The sequence below is a fragment of the Streptomyces chisholmiae genome, from assembly GCF_031845445.1.
Lineage (GTDB): Bacteria > Actinomycetota > Actinomycetes > Streptomycetales > Streptomycetaceae > Streptomyces > Streptomyces chisholmiae.
Map to the genome: position 1 here is coordinate 49695 of NZ_JAVREO010000005.1, position 18596 is coordinate 68290.

Annotated in this window: 13 protein-coding genes and 1 pseudogene; 4 read left to right on the forward strand and 10 right to left on the reverse strand. The window is 76.1% G+C overall.

Annotation, left to right across the window (positions count from 1 at the left end; all coding sequences use genetic code 11):
• Positions 1–29: 29 nt before the first annotated feature.
• From RM844_RS09825 to RM844_RS09840, 4 genes are read right to left on the reverse strand one after another with little or no spacing between them, the layout of a single operon-like run.
• Positions 30–1298: an acyl-CoA reductase gene (locus RM844_RS09825; RefSeq protein ID WP_311666627.1), complete on the reverse strand. Its 1269-nt coding sequence runs from the start codon at positions 1296–1298 to the stop codon at positions 30–32.
• Positions 1268–2356, reverse strand: coding sequence for a LuxE/PaaK family acyltransferase (locus RM844_RS09830; protein WP_311666628.1), 1089 nt, complete (start codon positions 2354–2356; stop codon positions 1268–1270). Before RM844_RS09830 ends, RM844_RS09825 begins: the two co-directional genes overlap by 31 nt.
• Positions 2353–3102 (reverse strand): SDR family NAD(P)-dependent oxidoreductase, encoded by a 750-nt coding sequence (locus RM844_RS09835; protein ID WP_311666630.1) that lies wholly within the window; start codon positions 3100–3102, stop codon positions 2353–2355. The genes RM844_RS09830 and RM844_RS09835 overlap by 4 nt, the downstream gene beginning before the upstream one ends.
• Positions 3092–3265, reverse strand: coding sequence for an acyl carrier protein (locus tag RM844_RS09840; protein WP_311666631.1), 174 nt, complete (start codon positions 3263–3265; stop codon positions 3092–3094). The genes RM844_RS09835 and RM844_RS09840 overlap by 11 nt, the downstream gene beginning before the upstream one ends.
• 305 nt (positions 3266–3570) lie before the next feature.
• On the opposite strand from RM844_RS09840, the gene RM844_RS09845 reads away from it, so the two are divergent.
• Both RM844_RS09845 and RM844_RS09850 read left to right on the forward strand, forming a co-directional pair.
• A complete protein-coding gene (locus tag RM844_RS09845; RefSeq protein ID WP_311666632.1) occupies positions 3571–3831 on the forward strand; it encodes an acyl carrier protein in 261 nt (86 codons plus the stop codon).
• Positions 3828–4802 (forward strand): hypothetical protein, encoded by a 975-nt coding sequence (locus RM844_RS09850; protein ID WP_311666633.1) that lies wholly within the window; start codon positions 3828–3830, stop codon positions 4800–4802. Before RM844_RS09845 ends, RM844_RS09850 begins: the two co-directional genes overlap by 4 nt.
• 240 nt (positions 4803–5042) lie before the next feature.
• Here the strand turns inward: RM844_RS09850 and RM844_RS09855 are convergent, their stop codons facing one another.
• The 3 genes from RM844_RS09855 to RM844_RS09865 form a co-directional block, all read right to left on the reverse strand.
• Positions 5043–8129, reverse strand: a complete 3087-nt coding sequence (locus tag RM844_RS09855; RefSeq protein WP_311666634.1) for an AfsR/SARP family transcriptional regulator — start codon at positions 8127–8129, stop codon at positions 5043–5045.
• Positions 8130–8457: 328 nt separating this feature from the next.
• Positions 8458–10080, reverse strand: coding sequence for a class I adenylate-forming enzyme family protein (locus RM844_RS09860; protein ID WP_311666635.1), 1623 nt, complete (start codon positions 10078–10080; stop codon positions 8458–8460).
• Positions 10077–11816, reverse strand: coding sequence for a CoA transferase (locus tag RM844_RS09865; protein WP_311666636.1), 1740 nt, complete (start codon positions 11814–11816; stop codon positions 10077–10079). The genes RM844_RS09860 and RM844_RS09865 overlap by 4 nt, the downstream gene beginning before the upstream one ends.
• Before the next feature lie 352 nt (positions 11817–12168).
• On the opposite strand from RM844_RS09865, the gene RM844_RS09870 reads away from it, so the two are divergent.
• Positions 12169–13596 (forward strand): hypothetical protein, encoded by a 1428-nt coding sequence (locus RM844_RS09870; RefSeq protein WP_311666637.1) that lies wholly within the window; start codon positions 12169–12171, stop codon positions 13594–13596.
• Positions 13597–13665: 69 nt separating this feature from the next.
• Here the strand turns inward: RM844_RS09870 and RM844_RS09875 are convergent, their stop codons facing one another.
• Positions 13666–14433: a chitinase gene (locus RM844_RS09875; protein WP_311666940.1), complete on the reverse strand. Its 768-nt coding sequence runs from the start codon at positions 14431–14433 to the stop codon at positions 13666–13668.
• Positions 14434–14582: 149 nt separating this feature from the next.
• A complete protein-coding gene (locus RM844_RS09880; RefSeq protein ID WP_311666638.1) occupies positions 14583–15821 on the reverse strand; it encodes a PP2C family protein-serine/threonine phosphatase in 1239 nt (412 codons plus the stop codon).
• Positions 15822–16059: 238 nt separating this feature from the next.
• Here RM844_RS09880 and RM844_RS09885 point away from each other — a divergent pair, with 238 nt between their 5' ends.
• Positions 16060–16269 carry a DUF4287 domain-containing protein gene (locus RM844_RS09885; RefSeq protein ID WP_311666639.1) on the forward strand — a complete coding sequence of 70 codons (210 nt, stop codon included), beginning with the start codon at positions 16060–16062 and terminating at the stop codon, positions 16267–16269.
• Positions 16270–16315: 46 nt separating this feature from the next.
• Here RM844_RS09885 and RM844_RS09890 read toward each other — a convergent pair.
• Positions 16316–18301, reverse strand: a pseudogene (locus RM844_RS09890) (PA14 domain-containing protein); the annotation flags it as partial.
• Positions 18302–18596 lie beyond the last annotated feature (295 nt).

Below are 18596 nucleotides of genomic sequence, written 5' to 3' on the forward strand. Positions count from 1 at the left end.
TCCTCGGGGATCGGAGCGGCGGCCGCCGCTCAGCGCACCGTCACCAGGCGGCTGAACTCGGCGAGCAGGTCGTGGCCGTCCCAGACGGTGTCGAACTCCAGGGCGGCGCCCATGGGCACGATCCGGTCGAAGGACCGGCCGCCCAGCCGGTGGGCCAGCCCGGTCAGGTCGGCCGGCGGGAAGCCGAAGTGGGTCACCGTCTGGGTGTGCCGGTCCAGGAGCGGCACCAGGTCGTCGAGCCGCGCCAGCCGGGTGTGCGCGAAGGTGCCGGTGCCCAGCCAGCGGCGGGGCGGCGGCCGGCGCGCGGCGAGCCGCACCGAGGTCAGGCCGGGGCGGTGGAAACGCAGCCGGGTGGCGTCGCCGGTGGCGGCGAGCCCGTAGCTGGCGATCCGCGTCTCCACCGCGGTCGCGGTGTCCACGGCCGGCTCCCGGTCGTCGAGCAGCCGCGCCAGGCGGGCCAGGAAGTCCCGCCAACCGGCCGTCGCCACCGGCTCGGACCCGACCCACAGCACGGTGCGGGGTGAGGCGCAGGCCGCCTGCCCGTACCAGTAGGTGTCGGCGTGGAAGTCCTCGACCGCGCGGGTCCGCGCCCGTTCCGACGCCGCCGCCCAACCGGCCGCGGAGAACAGGGCGATCGAGGAACGGTCGCCGAAGACCAGCTCCCTGGCGTCCGGCGGCAGCGGCTCCGCGCGCAGCGCGGCCACCGTCCGGTCGCTCCCCCACAGCACCCGGGTGGCGCAGGCCGCGCTCAGGGCCCGGGTGACGGCCGGGTCGGGGGCGTAGCCGACCAGGCTCTGGGTGCGCGCCACCGCGGGCGGGGCGTCGGCGAGGGCCAGGCCGATCTCCCGCAGCAGGGCCTCGGCCACCGGCCCCGACCGGGAGGACAGCCGGACCACCGACGGGTTGCCGGCGAGCAGGGCCATCGCCCAGGAGTAGCCGAAGAGCGTCGGCACGTTGCCCGGCGGCACCTGGAAGACCAGCCCGCGCGGCATCCGCAGCCGGCCGGGCCCCGGCGCCGCCGCGGCCAGCCCCGCGCGCAGCCGGGCCGGGCGCAGGAAGTAGCCGAGCGCGGTCAGCTCCGGTCGTCCGACGCGCAGCAGCCGCCGGGACAGACCACCGAGGAAGGCCAGGGCCCGCTCGTCGCCGAAGACCAGCGGGCCGCCGGGGGTCCGGCCGGTCAGCCCGCCGACCAGCCGTCGCACCGACACCGGCCCCGGGTCCGGCGCCCGCCGCGTCACCCGCGGCTCGTCCGGCGCCGCCGGCGCGCTCACCCGGCCCGCCCCGTCACGTCGCCGCATCCGCGTAGCTCCGTTCTCGGCACCCGCCCCAGCACGCTGAACCGGGGGCCTGGCCAGTCCCCGTCGTCCACGCCGTGGATCACCCCGAGGTCGCCGGTGAGCAGCGCGTGGCCGGGATAGGAGCGCGGGAGCGTGCTCAGCACCTCGATGACGCCGGGCGTCCCGACGGGCGCCACCGCCCAGCTCCCTGGCTCGCGGACGATGACCTGCGCGTGGTCGGGGCAGTACAGCTGCCGGGTCCGCTCGCCCTCCAGGAAGACGGTGCCGACCTGCTCGACCATGCCGTAGAAGTCGTGGCTGCGGCGCAGCCCGACCCGGGCCAGCTCCCGGCGGAAGGCCCGGCCGTCCACCGCCTGGTCGGCGAGCCGCTTCCAGCCGCCGGTGTGCAGCAGCACCCCGTTGCCGAGGTCGAGCCCCGGCACGTCGGCGAGTTCCCGCAGCACGCTCCACACCAGGAAGGTCATGCCGAAGACCAGGAACGGCCGGTCGCCGTGCGCGGCCAGGAAGCGGCGCAGCGCCGGCAGGTCGGGGCGGCCGTCCGGCCCGAGGAGGAAGGTGTGGCCGCGGCCGTAGGTCATCACGCCCAGCGCCGCCGCGCCCCGGGCCGGCAGCGGTGGCGGGCCGAGCACGGCGGAGCGCTGGTCCACGACCAGCATCGGCAGCCGGTCGGGGCCGAGCACGGCGGCCAGCGAGCGGGTGAGCGACCGCTGTTGGGCGGCGGCCGCGTCCCGGTCCAGGTGGACGCGGCTGGTGGCGCCGGTGGTCCCGGACGAGGCCAGCACGCGGAAGACGGCGCTGGCGGGCACGCTGCGGAGGGTGTGCTCCTTGAAGAGCGGCGCCGGCAGCCAGGGCAGGTCGGCCGGCTCGCGCACCGGCGAGTCCGGGCGGTGCCCCAGCGCTTCGAGCAGCCGCGCGTAGGGCGCGCAGCGCGCCCGGTGGTGCTCGGTCAGCTCGACCAGCCGGGGCGTCAGGGCGCGTTCCCGGTCGGCGGCGGCGAGCGTGTAGGCGCCCAGTTCGATGACGGGCGCCGGGGCGGCACCCGTGCCGGGCCGGGTCACAGCACCAGCCCGCCGTCGACGGCGAGGGTCTGCCCGGTGACGAACGACGCGTCCTCGCCGGCCAGGTAGGCCACCGCGGCCGCCACGTCCTCGGGGGTGCCGAGCCGGCGCAGCGGCGTCTCGGCGGTGCGCGCGGCCAGGGTCCGCTCCGGCACCTCGGCGAGCAGTCGGGTGGCCACCAGGCCGGGGGCGACCGCGTTCACCCGGACCCCGTACGGGCCCAGCTCCCTGGCGGCGGAGCTGACCAGGCCGGTCAGCGCGGACTTGGCGGCGGCGTAGACCAGTTGGCCGGGCGGGCCGTCGCGCCCCACGGTGGAGCCGATCAGGGTGATGCTGCCGGCGCGCCGCCGCATCATGGCGCGGGCCGCGGCCTGGAGGACGGCGATCGGGCCGGCGACGTGGGTGTCCAGCGTCTGGCGCACCGCCTCCTCGGTCACCATGCCCAGGGGCGCGTTGTGCATCGCGCCCGCGCTGACGACCAGGGCGTCCAGTCGTCCGTGCCGGGCCACCAGCGCCCGCACGGCGCCGGCCGCGCCGGCGAAGTCCCGGACGTCGAGGGCCACCGCGGTGACCTCGGCCCCGGTCTCCGCGGCCAGTTCGGCGGCGCTGGCGTCCGCGGTCGGCCGGTCCCGACCGGTGATGACCACCGGGCCGCCGGCGGCGGCGAGCCGCCGGGCCACCGCCCGGCCGATCCCGCGGGTGCCGCCGATCACGCAGGCCACCCGCCGTCCGGGGTCAACCGTCACCGGTCCGCTCCCCCACCAGGGCGGCGGCCACCTCGAAGCTCTCGATGGCGAGCGCGTCGTCCGGGCTGAGTTCCACGTCGAACTCGTCCTCGATGGCCACCACCAGGGTCATGTGGCCGAGCGAGTCCCACTGTTCGGCCTCCCGGTACCTGAGTTTCCGCACTTCGCATTCCGCGGGGAGTTGGAAGGTCTCCCGAAAGACCTTTTCCAGTCTGTCGTGGACGGCCATGACACCCCTTTCCCCACTCACTCTCGCTGCGCGGTTCATCAAAATGCCGGGGGCGGGTGCCGTCAACGCGGCTTGTACCGGAATTATGGCGGGATTCGGATACGCCGATAAGTGATCCGCATTCCCTGGACACGCCGTCAGACGGATTGCTAGATTCACGCCCCGATCAGGGCGGTCACCGCATGTTCCGCGCGGCGCGGTCGTACCGGGCCCGGCGGACGAGACGACGAGGAGTGACCATGAGCGGCGTGCCGGAGCCCGGCCGGGCGGCGGGGACGGTGCTGGGGCATCTGCTGGCCGCCGCCTCCGAGGTCTTCGAACGACCGGTGGGGCCGGCGGACAACTTCTTCGACCTCGGCGGGGACTCCGTGATGGCGGTCGAGCTGTCCCTGCGACTCGCCGAGCGCCTCCCGTTCGAACCCGACGTCCTGGAGATCGCCTCCAGCGAGGACCTCGGCACGCTGGCCAGCCGGTGGGCCGAGACCGGCGTGCCCACGTGACCGGCCCCTCGGAGGCGGAGCTGACCCGCCTGTTGGCGAAGGTGCGGCGGGTGCCCGACCGGCACCGGGTGTTCACCGAGACGCCCCGGGCGGCCCGGCGGACCTACCGGGTGGGGGACGAGCTGCTGGCCCGGCTGCTGGACCTGGGGCTGCCCAGCCGGTACGTCGGGGACGAGCTCCGGCTCGACCCCCTGGACCTGCGCAACGTGGCGATCGCCCTGCGGCTGAACGCGCCCTGGTTCGTCGCCATGCGGTGGTGGGCGGCGGCGCTGCGGGAGAGCCGCGACCGGCGGTCGGCGACCTACCGGCTCGACGTCCACACCCGGTGCCCCGACTGCGGGCGGGACGGTGGCTGCGTCGCCTCGGCCAGCGCGCACCTGACCGCCGCGGCCGCCGAGGTGCGGCCCCGGCCGGGCGGGCGGGCGGACCTGGCCGTCACGGTGCGGCTGACCGGCCGCCCCGAGCCGTTGCCCGAGCCGGTCGCCGAGGTGACCCGCGTCGCGGACGGCGTCGAGTGGCACCTGCTGCCGTACGCGCTCGACCGGGACCTCGGCTTCCTCCGGGAGACCGGGCTGGCGGACTGCCGGTTGATGGCGCACCATCTGCACCGGGAGGCGCGCCGCCGGGGGCTGACCAGCCGGCGCTGTCACGGTCTGATCGTCTGCTCGCCGTTCTCGCGGCCGCACGACTGGGTCGAGTTCGAGGTGGCGGGCCGCTGGCTGCCGGCCGACCCGCTGCTGATGACGTCGATGGCCGCCTGGGGGTATCTCGACCCGGCCGAGTGGCCGCCCCACACGGCGCCGTCTGGCACCCTGTGGCGGGTCGCGGACGAGGAGGTACCGCTGGTCACCCACGGGGACCGGCCGGCGTGGCTGACCCTGCCGACGACCCGTCTCCCGGAGCCCGAGCCCGAGTCCGCACCGGGGCCGGAGCCCGCGCCGGACGGGGACCGCGCGGCGCCGGGACGGTAGTGGGCCGGGCAGGCCGGGCGTGAGCGTGGCCGCGCAGCAACCCACCCCCGCACGAGGGAGCGGCACCATGCGAGGCACCCGGGTCACCGTCGTCCCGGCTGTCGCCGCCTCCGCCCCGGCCGGGGCGGAGGGGACGGACGGCCCCGGCCCCGGCCCCGCTCCGCACGACCGGGCCCGGGAGTGCCGCGGCTGGCCCGTGGGGCTCGGGTGGTCCGGTCAGCGCGGCGCCCGGTGGCCGGTTCAGCGCGGCGGCCGGCCGCCGGGTGGCGCCGCCCCGGCCAGGAACGGCACGCCCATGACCGCGAAGAGCGTGCCGGCCTCGGCCCGCCAGCGGCGGGCCGCCGCCCCGTCCCCGGTGGCGGCGCTCGACTCGGCCAACCCGTCCAGCGCGCACGCCAGTTCGTAGGCCAGCTCCATCTGCTCGGCGATCTCCCGCGTCAGGGTGAACTGCCGCACCGCCGCGGGGTGGTCGGCGCCCGCCAGGTAGACGCGGCCGGCACACAGGTGGACCGTGGCCCGGTGGATGTCGTCGGTGCTGCGGGTGACCTCGGCCAGCGCGTGCAGGGCGCACTCCCGGGCCGCTCGCCCCCGGCCCGCCGCGGCCAGCGCCACGGAGCGGCGGGCCAGCACGAGCGGCAGCGGCGCCGGCAGCCGCAGCGCGTCGCACCGCTCCTCCGCCTGGCGCAGCCGGGTCAGCGCCTCCTCCGGGCGGCCGAGTCCGACCAGCGCCTCGGCGAGGTAGCCGAGCCCGTCCACGGACAGCCTGGTCTCGCCCAGCTCCGCGAAGACGGCGAGGGCGTCGATCGCGGCGTGTACCGCCTCCTCGTGGCGGCCGAGCCGCACCAGGATGCCGCTGAGAGTGCTGAGCGAGGTCCCGTCGAGCCGGGTGAAACCGGTGCGGCGGGCCATCTGGTTGGCCTCCTCGGTGAGCCGCAGGGCGCGCGGCAGTTCGCCGAGGCTGTTGTACGCCTGGCCGAGCCGGGCCCGGCACTCGGCCTGGCTCCGGACGTCGCCCGTCCTCCGGCAGACGGTCAGCGCCTCGTTCAGGTGGGAGACGGCCTCCCGCAGCCGGCCGAGCCGCCAGTGACCCATGGCCAGGTTGGTGAGGTTCAGCCGCAGCAGCGCGGGCTCGCGCAGCTCCCGGGAGGCCGCCACCCCCTTCTCCAGCGCCTGGTTGGCGCGCGCGTCGTAGCCGCGGATGCCGGAGTGCAAGCCCAACTCGCGTGGCAGGTACGCCACATGGCGGAGCAGCCCGTGCTCATCGGCGATGTCCACGGCGGTCAGCAGCGTCTCCCGGTGTTGGTCGAGCCAGCGCAGGGCGGCGTCCTCGCCGGTGAAGCCGGCGGCCTCCGGCGCCGCCTCCCGGGCGCCCGGGCCGTACCGGGGGCGGCCGGGGAAGAGCGTGTCGCCGGCCGCCTCGGCGCGGACCAGGAAGTGGTCGAGCAGCCGTTCCAGCGCCCGCCGGGGTTCCGACCCGCCGTGCTGTTGGCCGAGTCTGCGGACGAAGCTCCGCACCAGGTCGTGGAGGACGTAGTGGTCCGGCTCGCCCGGCTCCAGGAGGTGGGCGTCCACCAGCTCCTCCAGGATGTCCTCGGCCTCCCTGTCGGGCACGCCGAAGAGCGCCGCGGCCTCCGCGACGTGCACGTGCTGCCCCGGGTGCAGGCCGAGCAGCCGGAAGGCGGTGCGCTGTTCCTCGGGCATCGCCTGGTAGGACACCAGCAGCGTGCCCGCCACCCCCCGGCCCTCGCTGGTCAGTTCGTCCAGCCGGCGTTCGTGGTCGCGCAGCCGGTCCGCCAACTGGCGCAGCTCCCAACGGGGCCGGTTGGAGAGCCGGGCGGCGGCGATCCGGACCGCCAGCGGCAGCCCGCCGCACAGCCGCACCAGCTCGGCGGCCGCCGCCGGCTCCCGCTCCACCCGTTCCCGGCCGAGCACCCCGCGCAGGATCAGCCGGCTCGCCTCGTCCGGCAGGGCGCCGAGCGAGCACCAGCTGGCCCCGTCGAGGCCGGTGAGCCGGGGCCGGCTGGTGACGAGCACCAGGCTGCCCGAGCCGGCCGGCACCAGCGGGCGCACCTGCTCCGAGCGGTGCGCGTTGTCCAGCACCAGGATCGCCCGGCGGCCGCTCATGTAGGACCGCCACAGCGCGCCGCGCCCGGCCTCCGTGTTCGGGATCTCGTCGCCGGGGATGCCGGCGGCGGCCAGCAGCTCCCCCTGGGCGTCGTACGGGCTCAGCGGCGCCTGCCCCGGGGTGAAGCCGCGCAGGTCCACGTGGAGGCACCCGTCCCGGTAGTCGGCGGCCAGGGTGTGCGCGGCGTGCACCGCGAGCGCCGTCTTGCCGCTGCCGCCCATGCCGTCGATGGCGAGGATGACCGGGACGTCGCTCGCGCCGGCGGCGGCCCGGCGGCGGATCCAGTCGAGTTCGGCGGCCCGCCCGGCGAAGTCCGGCACCCCGTACGGCAGTGTCCACGGGTCGGGACGCGCGCCGCCGGTGGCGGCGCCGCCGGCCGGCCGGGGCGGGACGCCGTCGAGGGTCAGCGACGGCTCCTGGCGGAGCATCCGCTCGTGCAGCGCGGCGAGTTCGGCGCTGGGATCGATCCCCAGCTCCTCGGCGAGCAGGGCCCGCAGCCGGGCGTACTCCTCCAGCGCGGCGGCCTGCTGCCCGGAGCGGTAGAGCGCCAGCATCAGGTGGCCGCGCAGCGTCTCCCGTAACGGGTGCTCCCCCACCAGGGCGCGGAGTTCCCCGACGAGCGCGGCGGACTGGCCCCGTTCCAGCAGCAGGCGGTACAGCTGCTCGGCGGCCACCAGCCGCTCCTCCTCCAACACGGTGGACACCGTGCTGATGAACGGCCCGCCCTCGCCGGCCAGGACCGGCCCGCGCCACAGCGCGAGGGCGGCCCGCAACGCGGTGGTGGCGCCGTCCCGGTCGGTGGCCCGTACCGCCTGCCGGGCCCGGCGGAGCAGTCGCTGGTAGCGGAGCAGGTCGAGCCGGTCCTCCGCGACGACCGCGCGGTAGCCCGGCCCGTCGGTCAGGATCAGCCCGGTCCCGCCAGGGACCCGGCGGCGGAGGTCGGCCACGGTCTTGCGGATCTGGTGGGCGGCGGTCTCCGGTGGTTGGTGTCCCCAGACGGCCCGGACGAGGCGGGAGACCGGCACCAGCTGGCCGGCTTCCAGCAGCAGCATCGCGAGGGCGCGCTTGCGTAGCGCGCCGTTGATCGGCACCGGCCCGGCCGGGCTGAGGACCTCCAGGGCGCCGAGCACCCGGAACCTGGGCTCCTGGCCCACGACGGGGTCCCCAGCGGCCGTGCCGGCGCGCTCTTCCTGGCTCCGCATCGTCTCACCCGCCCTAGCGATGCTTCCCCTGCTCGTGATCCCCTGCTCAGCGGCACCCAACAGGGGGTCACAGATGCGAATAGTAATGCACATCTCGGCATTCGGCGCGGCTCGGGTACGCGCTGCCGCAGCCCCGGTGCGGCTCCGAGAGGCGGCGTCAACAGCCGGTGCTACCTGGGGAGATGGGGGTGTTGACGGCGAATGACCGACCTTGCGACGATCTCCGCCAGCCGGCCGCCGCAGGCCCGGGCCTGCGGTGGCGAGATCGTTCGCTACCGCGAGCGCATGAGCCGGCGCCCCGGAGCTGGCCGGTGCGGGGCCGGCCGGTTCAGGCCTGGCCGAAGTGGGCGGTGGCCCGTTCGGTGAGGGTGCGGCGGCAGATCTTGCCGGTCGGGCCGTAGGGCATGGCGGTCAACGTCAGCAGCCGCTCGGGCAGTTTGCGCTTCTCCAGCCCCCGGTCCCGCAGCAGGAAGGCGTTGAGGTCGGCGAGGGCCGGCGCCGGGCCGTCCGGCGCGGCCAGCACGCAGGCGCAGAGCCGCTCGCCCAACTCCGGGTCGGGCACCGGGACACAGGCGGCCTCGGCGATCGCCGGGTGCGCGCCCAGCTCCCGTTCCACCTCGGCGGGGCTGATGTTGTAGCCGCCGCGGATCACCACGTTCCGCAGCCGGCCCAGCAGGAAGAGCCGGCCCGCCTCGTCCAGTCGGCCCAGGTCGCCGGTGCGGACCCAGCCGTCGGCCGTCCGGTAGCGGGCGTCCAGCGCCGGGTCCCCGACGTAGCAGAGCGGCGTCATGGGGCCCCTGGCCTGGATCTCGCCCGGCTCGCCCGGCGGCAGCCGGCGGCCTTCGGGGTCGGTGATCCGGATCTCCGCCACGTCCGGGTCGGGCACCCCGGCGAGGCCGGCGGGCTCCGGCCGGTAGACGGTGTGGCAGTTGACGCCGTCCGAGGAGCCGTAGACGGTGATCACCGGCCGGCGGAAGCGGCGTTCGCAGGCGCGGGCGGTGCTCGCCGGCAGCTCGGCGCCGCTGGAGACCAGGGCGGTCAGCGAGGACAGGTCGGCGTCGGCCGGCGGTGCCTCGGCGAGCCGGCGGAGCATCGTGGGCACCCCGAAGACGTGGGTGGGCCGGTGGCGGCCGATCGCGCGGAGCGCGGCCTCGGCGTCGAAGGCCGGCTGGACCAGCAGGGTGCCGCCGAGCGCGGCCAGCGTGACCACCCCGCAGGAGCCGAAGGAGGAGGCGAGCGAGACCAGCACCAGGTGCCGGCGCGGCGCCCGGCCGGGGGACAGCGCCCGCAGGTAGGCGGCGCGGCCGCCGGCCATCGCGTGGTGCGCGTAGGCGACCATCTTGGGCTCCGCCTCGGAGCCGGAGGAGACCAGCAGCCGGGCCGGCGCCGCCGGGTCGACGCGGCCCGGCCGCCAGGGGGCGCGCGGCCGGGCGCCCAGCCAGCGCGCGCCGGTCAGGTCGCGCTCCGGTGTGAAGACCGTCGCCAGGTGCGGCAGCCCCGCGCAGGCCGCCAGGTCCCCCGGCTCGGCGAACACCGCGGCCCGGGCGCGGGCCCGCCCGAGCAGCGCGCGGGTGTCCCGGCTGCCGCCGCCGACCGGGTAGGGCAGGGCCACCGCCCCGATCGCGTACACGGCCAGTTCGGCGGCGACCGCGGCGGGGCCGTTGGGCAGCCGCAGCGCGACGACGTCGCCGGCGCCGAGCCCCGCCTCGGTGAACAGGCCGCTGATCCGGCGGACCTCGGCGTCCAGCCGGGCGTAGTCCCAGCCGCCGCCGCGCGGGTCGGTGGCCAGCACCACGGCCTCCCGGCCGGGGTGGGCGGCCACCCGGGCGGCGAACAGCGCGTACAGGTCGGCGTCCGGGCACCGGCCGTCGGCGAGCCAGCCGGCGCGTACGGCGGCGGGCACGTGGTCGGGGAAGCGGAGGCCGGTGCGGGAGGTCCAGACGGCGGTCACGAGAACGTCCAGGGGGTCAGCGGGCGGGCGTGGCCGCCCGGCGGGGGCGGGCTCACGGCGGCGCGGAAGGCCGGGTCGAGGGGCAGCGCGGCCAGGTCGGTCAGCACCGGCGTCGCGGTCAGCCCCGCCTCGGCCAGCAGGTCCAGCCACTCCTTGGTGGCGCGCCGCCGGAAGGCGACGGCGACGGCGGCCGGGTCGGCGCCGGCCGCCCCGGCGAGCCGGGCCAACGGCGCCGGCGCGGCGGCGTCGGCCGCGGTCAGCGCGAGCCAGCCGTCGGCGGTGGCCAGCGGCGGGTCCAGTGGCGTCCAGCGGGCCCGGACGCGCGGCCGGGGCACCAGGCCGGCGGCGGCGACCAGCGAGGTGTCGACCCGGGTGCCGCGCCCGCCGTCGGCCCGGGCCAGCAGCCCGACCAGCACGCCGTGCGCGCACAGCAGCCCGCCGAGCACGTCGGTGAGGGTGAGCAGGGAGGGAGCTGGCGGCTCGCCGGCCGGGCGCAGCGCGGCGGCCAGGCCGCTGTGCACCTGCGCCAGGTAGTCGGTGCCGAGCGGCGGCGGGTCGGGGGCGAAGGCGTCGCCGAAGCCGGAGGCCGCCGCGTAGACCAGGCCGGGGGCGGCGGGCCAGAGGTCGGCCGCGTCCAGCCCCAGCCGGCCGGCCCGGCCGGGTGCCCAGTTGTGCAGGAACACGTCGGCGCCGGTGGCGAGTTCGCGGACCGTCCGGCGGCCGTCCCGGGTGGAGAGGTCGGCCTCGGTGACGGACTTGCCGGCGTTCAGCGCGCTGAAGCGGGCGGAGCAGCCGCCGGCCAGCGGCGGCAGCCCGCGCATCGGGTCGCCGCCGGGCGGCTCGACCCGCCGCACGTCGGCGCCGAGCAGCGCCAGCACCAGCCCGGCCAGCGGCCCCTGGACCCGGCGGGTGACCTCGACCACCCGCAGCCCGGTCAGCGGCAGCGGGCCGGCGGCAGCCGGCAGCGGCCCGGGCGCCGCGCCCGGGCCCGGTGCCAGCCGCACCGGGTCGGGCCGGCCGGCCGGGTCGGGGTCGTCGCTGAGCGGCAGCAGGCTGACGCCGGTCGCGGCGGCGGCCCGGGCCAGCACGGCGAGGGGGTGCGCGCGGGCGCCGGCGCGCAGTTCCCCGGGGAGGGCGCACACGCCGGTGGCGAAGCGCTGCTGGAACGGGCCCCAGCCGCGCCCCGCGAGCGCCGGCGGGACGCCGAGCCGGCGCCAGAACTCCCGCCAGGCGGCCGGGTCCAGGGTCTCCACCTCGACTTGGACTCCGTCCGCCGAGCGCAGCGTGGCGGTGCCGAGGCCGGGTGCCGGCTCCGGGTCCTCGGGGGCGGTGGCCGCCGCGAGGTACTGGCCGAGGGCGAGCAGCGCGCCCTGGGCAGCCGAGGTGGCGACCCGTTCGACGCGCAGCCCGCGCCGGCGGGCCAGCAGCGCGGCGCACACCCCCTGGGCGGTGAGCACCCCGGCCACGGTCGCGGTGAACTCGACGGCCAACGGCCGGGGTCGGCCGGTGGGCCGGCCGTGCACCGCCATGATTCCGCAGGCCGCCTGCACGGCCCGCTCGTCGGACAGCGGCAGGTCGACCGGACCGGCCCAGTCGGTCAGGGCGGTCACGGCGCGCGGCTCGACGCCGGGCGCCGCGTCCCGCGCCCCGGCGAGCAGCCGCTCCGCGACCCGCCGGTGCGCCGGGGCGGGGCGCACCGCCGGGGCTGCCGGCCGGCGCTGGAGACGCGAGGGCACGACGCGAGGGCACACGGTCAACCTCCTGCTGGGGGTGGCGGGTTCGGATGCGGGTGCCCTCATCGTTGGCGCGCGCCGGGGGCGTTCGCCGGGCAACCCGGGAGATCCCCCCGTACGGGTGAGGGTTCCGCGCAGGGATTCGACGGCCGGGCACCGCCCGCCCGGAACCGGTCACGCCCGGCCCGCGCACGGCCAGCCGGAGCCCGGGCGGGAAAGCGGGCGGGAAAGCGGCACGAAAGCGGCGGCGCCGAGCATGGCCCGCCGGGCCGGCGCCCCATGGGCGCCGCCGCACTCCAGCCCAACCCGGACGTCGCCGTAGCGCCACGTCCGCCCAGTCCGTTCGGGGAAGACCGTGTCCAGTCCGTACCAGCAGCAACCGCGGCACCAGCCGGGGACCTACCCGCCACAACCGCCCTACCAGCACGGCCAGCCGGGGCCCTACCAGCGGTACGGGCAGCCCCGGCCGGGCCCCCCGCCCCACGGCGGCGGCCGGCCGCCGGGGCCGGGGGCGAGGTCGCGGTCGAGGGCGGGGTGGCTGGTCGTCGGGGTGCTGTTGACGCTCCTGGCCGGGGCGGGCGGGACGGTGTACCTGCTCGGCGGCGACGACGGGGACGGGGAGACGGAGGTGGCGCTCACCCCGCACCCGGAGCTGGCCCAGCTGCCGTTCCCCGACCCGGCGGGCCTGGACTACGGGGACGGACCGGACGCGCTGTGCGCGGCCGTCTCGGAGGTGATGGCGGCCCGCAACTACCTGTTCACCCGGTCCGAGGAGAACGACGGCGGCGTCGACTGCTGGTACACCACGCCGGGCGCGAGCCTGGTGACGGAGGGCGCCTTCAAGTTCGACGCCAACGTGTTCGTGGCCCAGGGGTACGCGGCGGAGGACGCCTATGAGCGGTTCCGGAGCGCGGTGGTGGCCCAGCGGGAGCACAGCGCGGGGAACGAGAGCCTGGTCTGGAGCCCGCTGTACGCGTTCCCGGTGGGCGAGGAGGGCTGGATCACCCACCAGGCGGACACCGGCATCCCGCGCGGGGACGGCACCGCCGCGTTCCGCTCGGGGGACGCGACCTACTACCTGATGGTCAACGGGTGGGTGCAGGCGGCCGACCGGCAGCCGGGCGAGGCGGCGGGCGAGGACGTCATCGTCGGGGAGATCAGCGACATCGTGACCGGGCTGGCCGGCGAGGGCACGCCGGGCGAGCCGCGGTTGAGCGCCTCCGCCGCGCAGGAGTACCCGGGGCTGCCGGAGTTGGGCTCCCCCACCCTGTCGTCGGAGCCGGGCGACCGGTGCTCGGCGGTGACGGCGGCGCTGACGGGGGCCCGGCTGGTGCGGCGGGAGGGCACCGACGAGCCGGTGGACCCGGCGGACCTGGTCCCCACCTACGGCTGCCGCTACGGGCCGTCCGACGCGGCCTACGACGCGTCCGCCGGCACCGACGTGTACGTGGAGGTCTCGGTGACGGTGGAGCACTACGGGAATCCGGAGAACACCGTCATGTTCGCGGGCGACGAGCTGGGTTCGGAGCTGCTGAACGGGCTGGAGCAGCCCGGCGCGGTGCTCTACGACCTGCCGGCCGGCAGCCAGGGCTTCCTGATCCCGCACGGGGACGAGGGCGCCTCGGCCACCTCGGGTACGGTGCTGGCCGGCTGGGTGGTGGGGGACGACCTGGTGACCTCCCGGGTCTCCGGGTTCCACGCCGAGGGCTTCGACCGGGCGCCGATCCCGGAGGAGACGCTGGTGGAGACGCTGCTGCTGGTGATCGGGGCGATGGCCGGGTGACCGGCCGCCGGCCCGGCGGTCGATCGGGGTCGACCGCCGGGCCGGGGTTCGAAAGGGGCGGGTCCCGCCTCAGCAGTAGAGGTTGCCGCCCGGGTCCACGCCGAGGATGGCAGTGAACCGCTGGTAGAGGTCGACCCGGCTCTGCACCTGGCCCGGGTTGCCGCCGTTGCACTCGATCGAGCCGTTGATGGAGCGGATGGTCTCGCCGAAGCCGGCCTGGTTGACCATCGCGTCGTGCGGGGTCATGGTGCCGGGCCCGCTCTGGGTGTTCCAGTACCAGAGGGCGGTGCGCCAGGCGACGGCCGCGTCGTTCTCCACCAGCCAGGGGTTGTTGAGCAGGTCGAGGCCGAGGGCGTCGCCGGCGGCCTTGTAGTTGAAGTTCCAGCTGAGCTGGATCGGGCCGCGCCCGTAGTAGGCGTCCTGGCCGGCGGGGCAGCCGTAGGGCTGGCTCGCGTCGCAGTAGTGCGGGTAGTTGTCGGTGTTCTGCTCCACGATGTGCACCAGGCCGCCGGTCTCGTGGCTGGCGTTGGCGAGGAACGCGGCGGCCTCCTGGCGGGCGATGGTCGCGCCGCCGGCGTTGGCGAAGTCGGGGTAGGAGCTGAGCGCCGCGGTGAGCCCCTGGTACGTGTAGAAGGGGTTCCGGTTCGGGAACATCTCGTTGAACTGCGCCTCGGAGACCACGAACGCGGCGGGTGCCGGGGCCTCGGCCGCGGTGCCGGCCGGGGCGGCAGCCGGCGCCGAGGCGGCGGCGGGCAACACGTTCGAGAGTCCGGCCACCAACGTCGCGACGGCCAGGAAGCCGAGGACGCGCGGGGCGCGCCGCCGACTGGTTTCCATGGTCATGTCATGCCCTTTCCTGAGCGATGGTGCGTCGGGTGGTGCGGGGTCGCGCGGGGGGATTCCACTCTCAGTGAAGAACCGGCCACACGGGGTGTCAAGGGATAGGTCTGTACCAATCGCGTTCACGCCCCGGCCCGCACGCCGGCTCACAGCCGCAGGATGACCAACGCGGTGTCGTCCTCCGTGCCCGTGGGCGGCAGCAGGTCGGTCAGCAGGGTGTCGGCGAGCCGCTCCGCCGGCTCGCCGTGATGCCTGGTCAGCGACTCGGCGAGGCGCGCCAGCCCCTGGTCGATGTCCTCGTCCCGGCGCTCGACCAGGCCGTCGGTGTAGAGCACCAGCACGTCCCCCGGGTCGAAGCCGACCTCCGCCTCCGTCGCCCGGGCCGGCTCCGGCAGCGTGCCCAACGGCGGGTTGGTGGCCTGGTCGAGGAACTCGACGGCGCCCGAGCAGCGGGCCACCGCGGGCGGCAGGTGGCCCAGGCTGCAGTAGACCAGGGTGCGCGCCACCCAGTCCACGTGGACCTTGACCGCCGTGGTGGCCTGCGCCCCCGGCACGGACCGGGAGTACAGGTCGAGCACGTCCAGCGCGCGGGCCGGCCCCTCGGAGACCCGGGCCACCGCGCTGAGCGCGCTCCGCAGCTGCCCCATCACGCCGGCGGCCTCCAGGCCGTGGCCGACCACGTCGCCCACCGCGAGGGTGGTGCGGTCGTGGTCCAGGTCGATCAGGTCGTACCAGTCGCCGCAGACGTTCATCGCCGCGCTGGCCGGCCGGTAGCGGACCGCCGACTCGCGCTGCACCACCACCTCGGGCGCGGGCAGCATCGACTCCTGGAGGGTGAGCCCCACCTGCCGCTCCCGGGCGTGCGCCTCGCGCAGCCGCTCGTTGATGCTCTGCAACTCCCCGGCCCGGGTGAACAGATCGGACTCCAGCTGCCGGGCCCGGTCCTCGGCGCCCGGGGCGTGCTCGTCGCCGCGCGCCTCGATCAGCTCGGTGACCTCCTCGACCCGGTGCAGCACCAGGCGCACCGTGCCGTCCGCGGCCAGCACCGGGATGTTGACGATGCTCCAGTACCGCTCGATCCACTCCCCCGGCCGGCCCTCCGCCTCCACGTCGTACCGCTGGATGGCCATCGCGTCCCGCTCCCCGGAGGCCACCACCCGCTTGAGCGACAGCCCGAGGTTGCGGGTGCCGCTGGCCTTCCGGTCCCCCGGGTTGTCCGGGAAGACGTCGAAGACCGACCCGCCGGTCAGCTCGTCCCGGGTGCGGCCGGCGACCTGGAGGTAGGCGTCGTTGGCGTCGACGTACCGCAGCTCCGGGGTCAGCAGCGCGACCGGCGACGGGTAGACCCGGAACACCGCCGCGTAATCGATCTCAAGCTCCGCCATCCGACCCACCTCGACCTCACCGCTCTGGCCGGCCCCACCCTAGGGCCCGGGCCGGCGCCGCACCCCGCGCGCGCAGCCCGTTCGCCGGCAGGTCACACGGACGGACCCACGGACCTCAGGTGTGACGTGACTCACTCCCGTGACGCGCTCAGTTCCGCCGGACGGCCGGGTCGTAACGGTGTTGACCACGCCGCCGCCCGGGGCCTCCGGGGCGGGGACCGGCAGGAAGGGCGAGACGATGACGAACACCCCCAAGGGACCGGCGAGTTACTTCCCCAGCATCGAGGAGAAGTACGGGCGGCCGATAGCCGACTGGCTGGCGCTGATCGCCGCCTCCCCGTTGACCAAGCACCTGGAGCTGGTCACCTGGCTGAAGACCGAGCACGGCCTGGGGCACGGCCACGCGAACGCGCTGGTCGCCCACGCCCGGGCCACGGCGCGCGGCTGACCGCGGGCCGGGCCGGGGCGGGCGTGGGGCCGGCGGGTCAGCCCGCGGGCAGCGCGTTCAGCGTGTACCAGGCCTCCGTGCTCCACAGCGGCTCGCCGTCGGCCGAGCTGAAGGGGCGCGGCGACTGGACGTGGACCACCCGGTCGGTTCGCAGGCCTTCGATGGTCAGCGTCACCTCGGTGCGGTCAGCGGAGAGTTCGGCCGAGGTGACCTGGAGCGTCTGCTGGTCCAGCTTGGGCCCCCCGTAGTCGGCCGTGGGCTCGTAGCGCCACTGGTCGACCTGGTAGGCCGTGGCCAGCCGGTCGGCCGTCTCCTGGGAGAGCGGCTGGGTGTAGCTCAGCACGAAGCCGTCGGGGGTGGCGCGCATCTCGTGGATGTCGAAGGCGTTGCCGCCGTTCGGGGTCAACTTCTGGAGACCGTGGGCGAGTTTGCCCTCCTGGCCCCAGTTGCCGCCGGCACCGAGTCCGCCGGTGTAGAGCGCGCCGTCGGGGCCGACGCTGACCCGGGTGACGCCGGCCTCCAGGCCCTGGGTGTGCCGGAAGACCGCGCCCTGGTAGGCGCCTTCGACCTGCTCCAGGTAGGCGCGCTGGAGGCCGCCGTAGGTCACGTCGCCGATCAGCAGCTGCCCGGCGAACGGCCCCTCGGTGAGGTGCACGGGGGTGCTGGGCGAGTTGCCGATCTCGTTCTGCGGCAACCAGAGCACGGGCTGGGTGACCGGGTTGTCGTCGAACGGGCCGGGCGGGTTCGTGTGGTGGTTGAAGAAGCGGTCCCGCTCGACGTGGAGCAGCTTGGACGAGGGCAGCCAGCCGCCCTGGTTGTCGGTGACGAAGAGCTCGCCCGCCGGGCCCCAGCCGATGCCGTGCGGGGTGCGCAGGCCGCCGGCGAGGTAGTCGATCTCGCCGGTCTCCTGGTCGACCCGGATGGTGGTGCCCCGGTCGGGCGCCGGCTGCGGGTCGGTGGTGGCGCCGCCGAGGTCGATGGCGACGGACAGGTTCAGGTAGAAGGAGCCGTCCGCGTGCAGCAGTCCGAAGGCGAACTCGTGGAAGTTGCCGCCGTAGGGCCACTCGGCGACGGTCTCGTAGATGTCCGTGACCTCGTCGCCGTCGGTGTCCACCAGGCGGGTGAGCTGGTGTTTCTCGGAGACATAGAGCGCGCCGTCGGCCCAGGCCAGCCCCATCGGCTCGTTGAGGCCCTCGGCGATCCGGGTGTGGGTGACCTGGTCGGGGCCGGTCGCACCGGTCACGTTGTCCAGCAGGTACACCTCGCCGGCGACGTTGTCGGTGCCGCCCCAGGTGGCGACGGCCAGCCGGTCGTCGGGCAGCCAATCCAGGGCGGAGACCTGCGGCTCGAAGCCGGCGGGCCGCAGGTCGGTCAGGTCGTAGTTCGGGTGCACGGCGTCCAGCGGCAGCCCGTCGCCCGGGGTGTCGAGGCCCCCCTCGCACTCCTTCTGGCCCGGCGCGGTGACCCGGACCACGTCGGCGTCGGTGCTGAGCACCTCGTTCGGCACCACGGTGAAGCCGGTCGCGCCGGGCGGCCGCCACTGGAGGGTGAGCCGCTGCTCGGCGGTGTTGTCGAAGTAGTCGATCCGCAGGGGGTGGTGGCCGGGGGTGAGGTGGACGGTGCCGTCCTTGGGCTCGGCCGAGTGCAACCCGTCGTGGTCGATGACCAGCTGGTCGTCGACCAGCAGCCGGGAGCCGTCGTCGCTGATCAGCCGGAAGGTGTAGGCGCCCTCCTCGGGGATGTCGATGTTGGCGATCACCTGGGAGAGGAAGTGGTCGGTCAGCCCGAAGTCCTCGGTGGTGTGCCAGTCGATCACCGGCTTCAGCTCGTCCACGTTGGGGGTCTGGCCGGGCTTCAGGGCGCACAGCTCCGTCAGCGGGACCTGGAGGTCGAAGCTGCGCAGCGTCACCCCCGGCTCCTGTGGGGGGATGTCCGCCGCGCTGCCGGGGGCCGCGAGGCCGCCGAGGAGCAGCGCGGGCACCAGCACCCCCACCGCGCGTCGGCGCAGCCGCCGTGCCTGCCGTCGATTCACGTGTCCTCCTGCCGCTGACGGGTCTCGGGGCGTGCCGCGCACCGGGGAGCCGGCCGGCCGCCCGGGCTGGGACGCGGACCGGCTCGATGACATGTACTCGTAACACCCCATCTGCCGGGCAACGTAGGGACTTTGACCGCGACTGTCCACGCTTTCGCCCGCCGCAGGACGTTTCCGGGCCGGTTCCGGAACGACGTCACCGACCGGCCGGGGACCGCTGGTGCGAGGGGGGCCGAGGGGACGGACGGGGCCGCCGGGAGGCTCCACATGCCATGGCGGTTATATGCCCGACAAG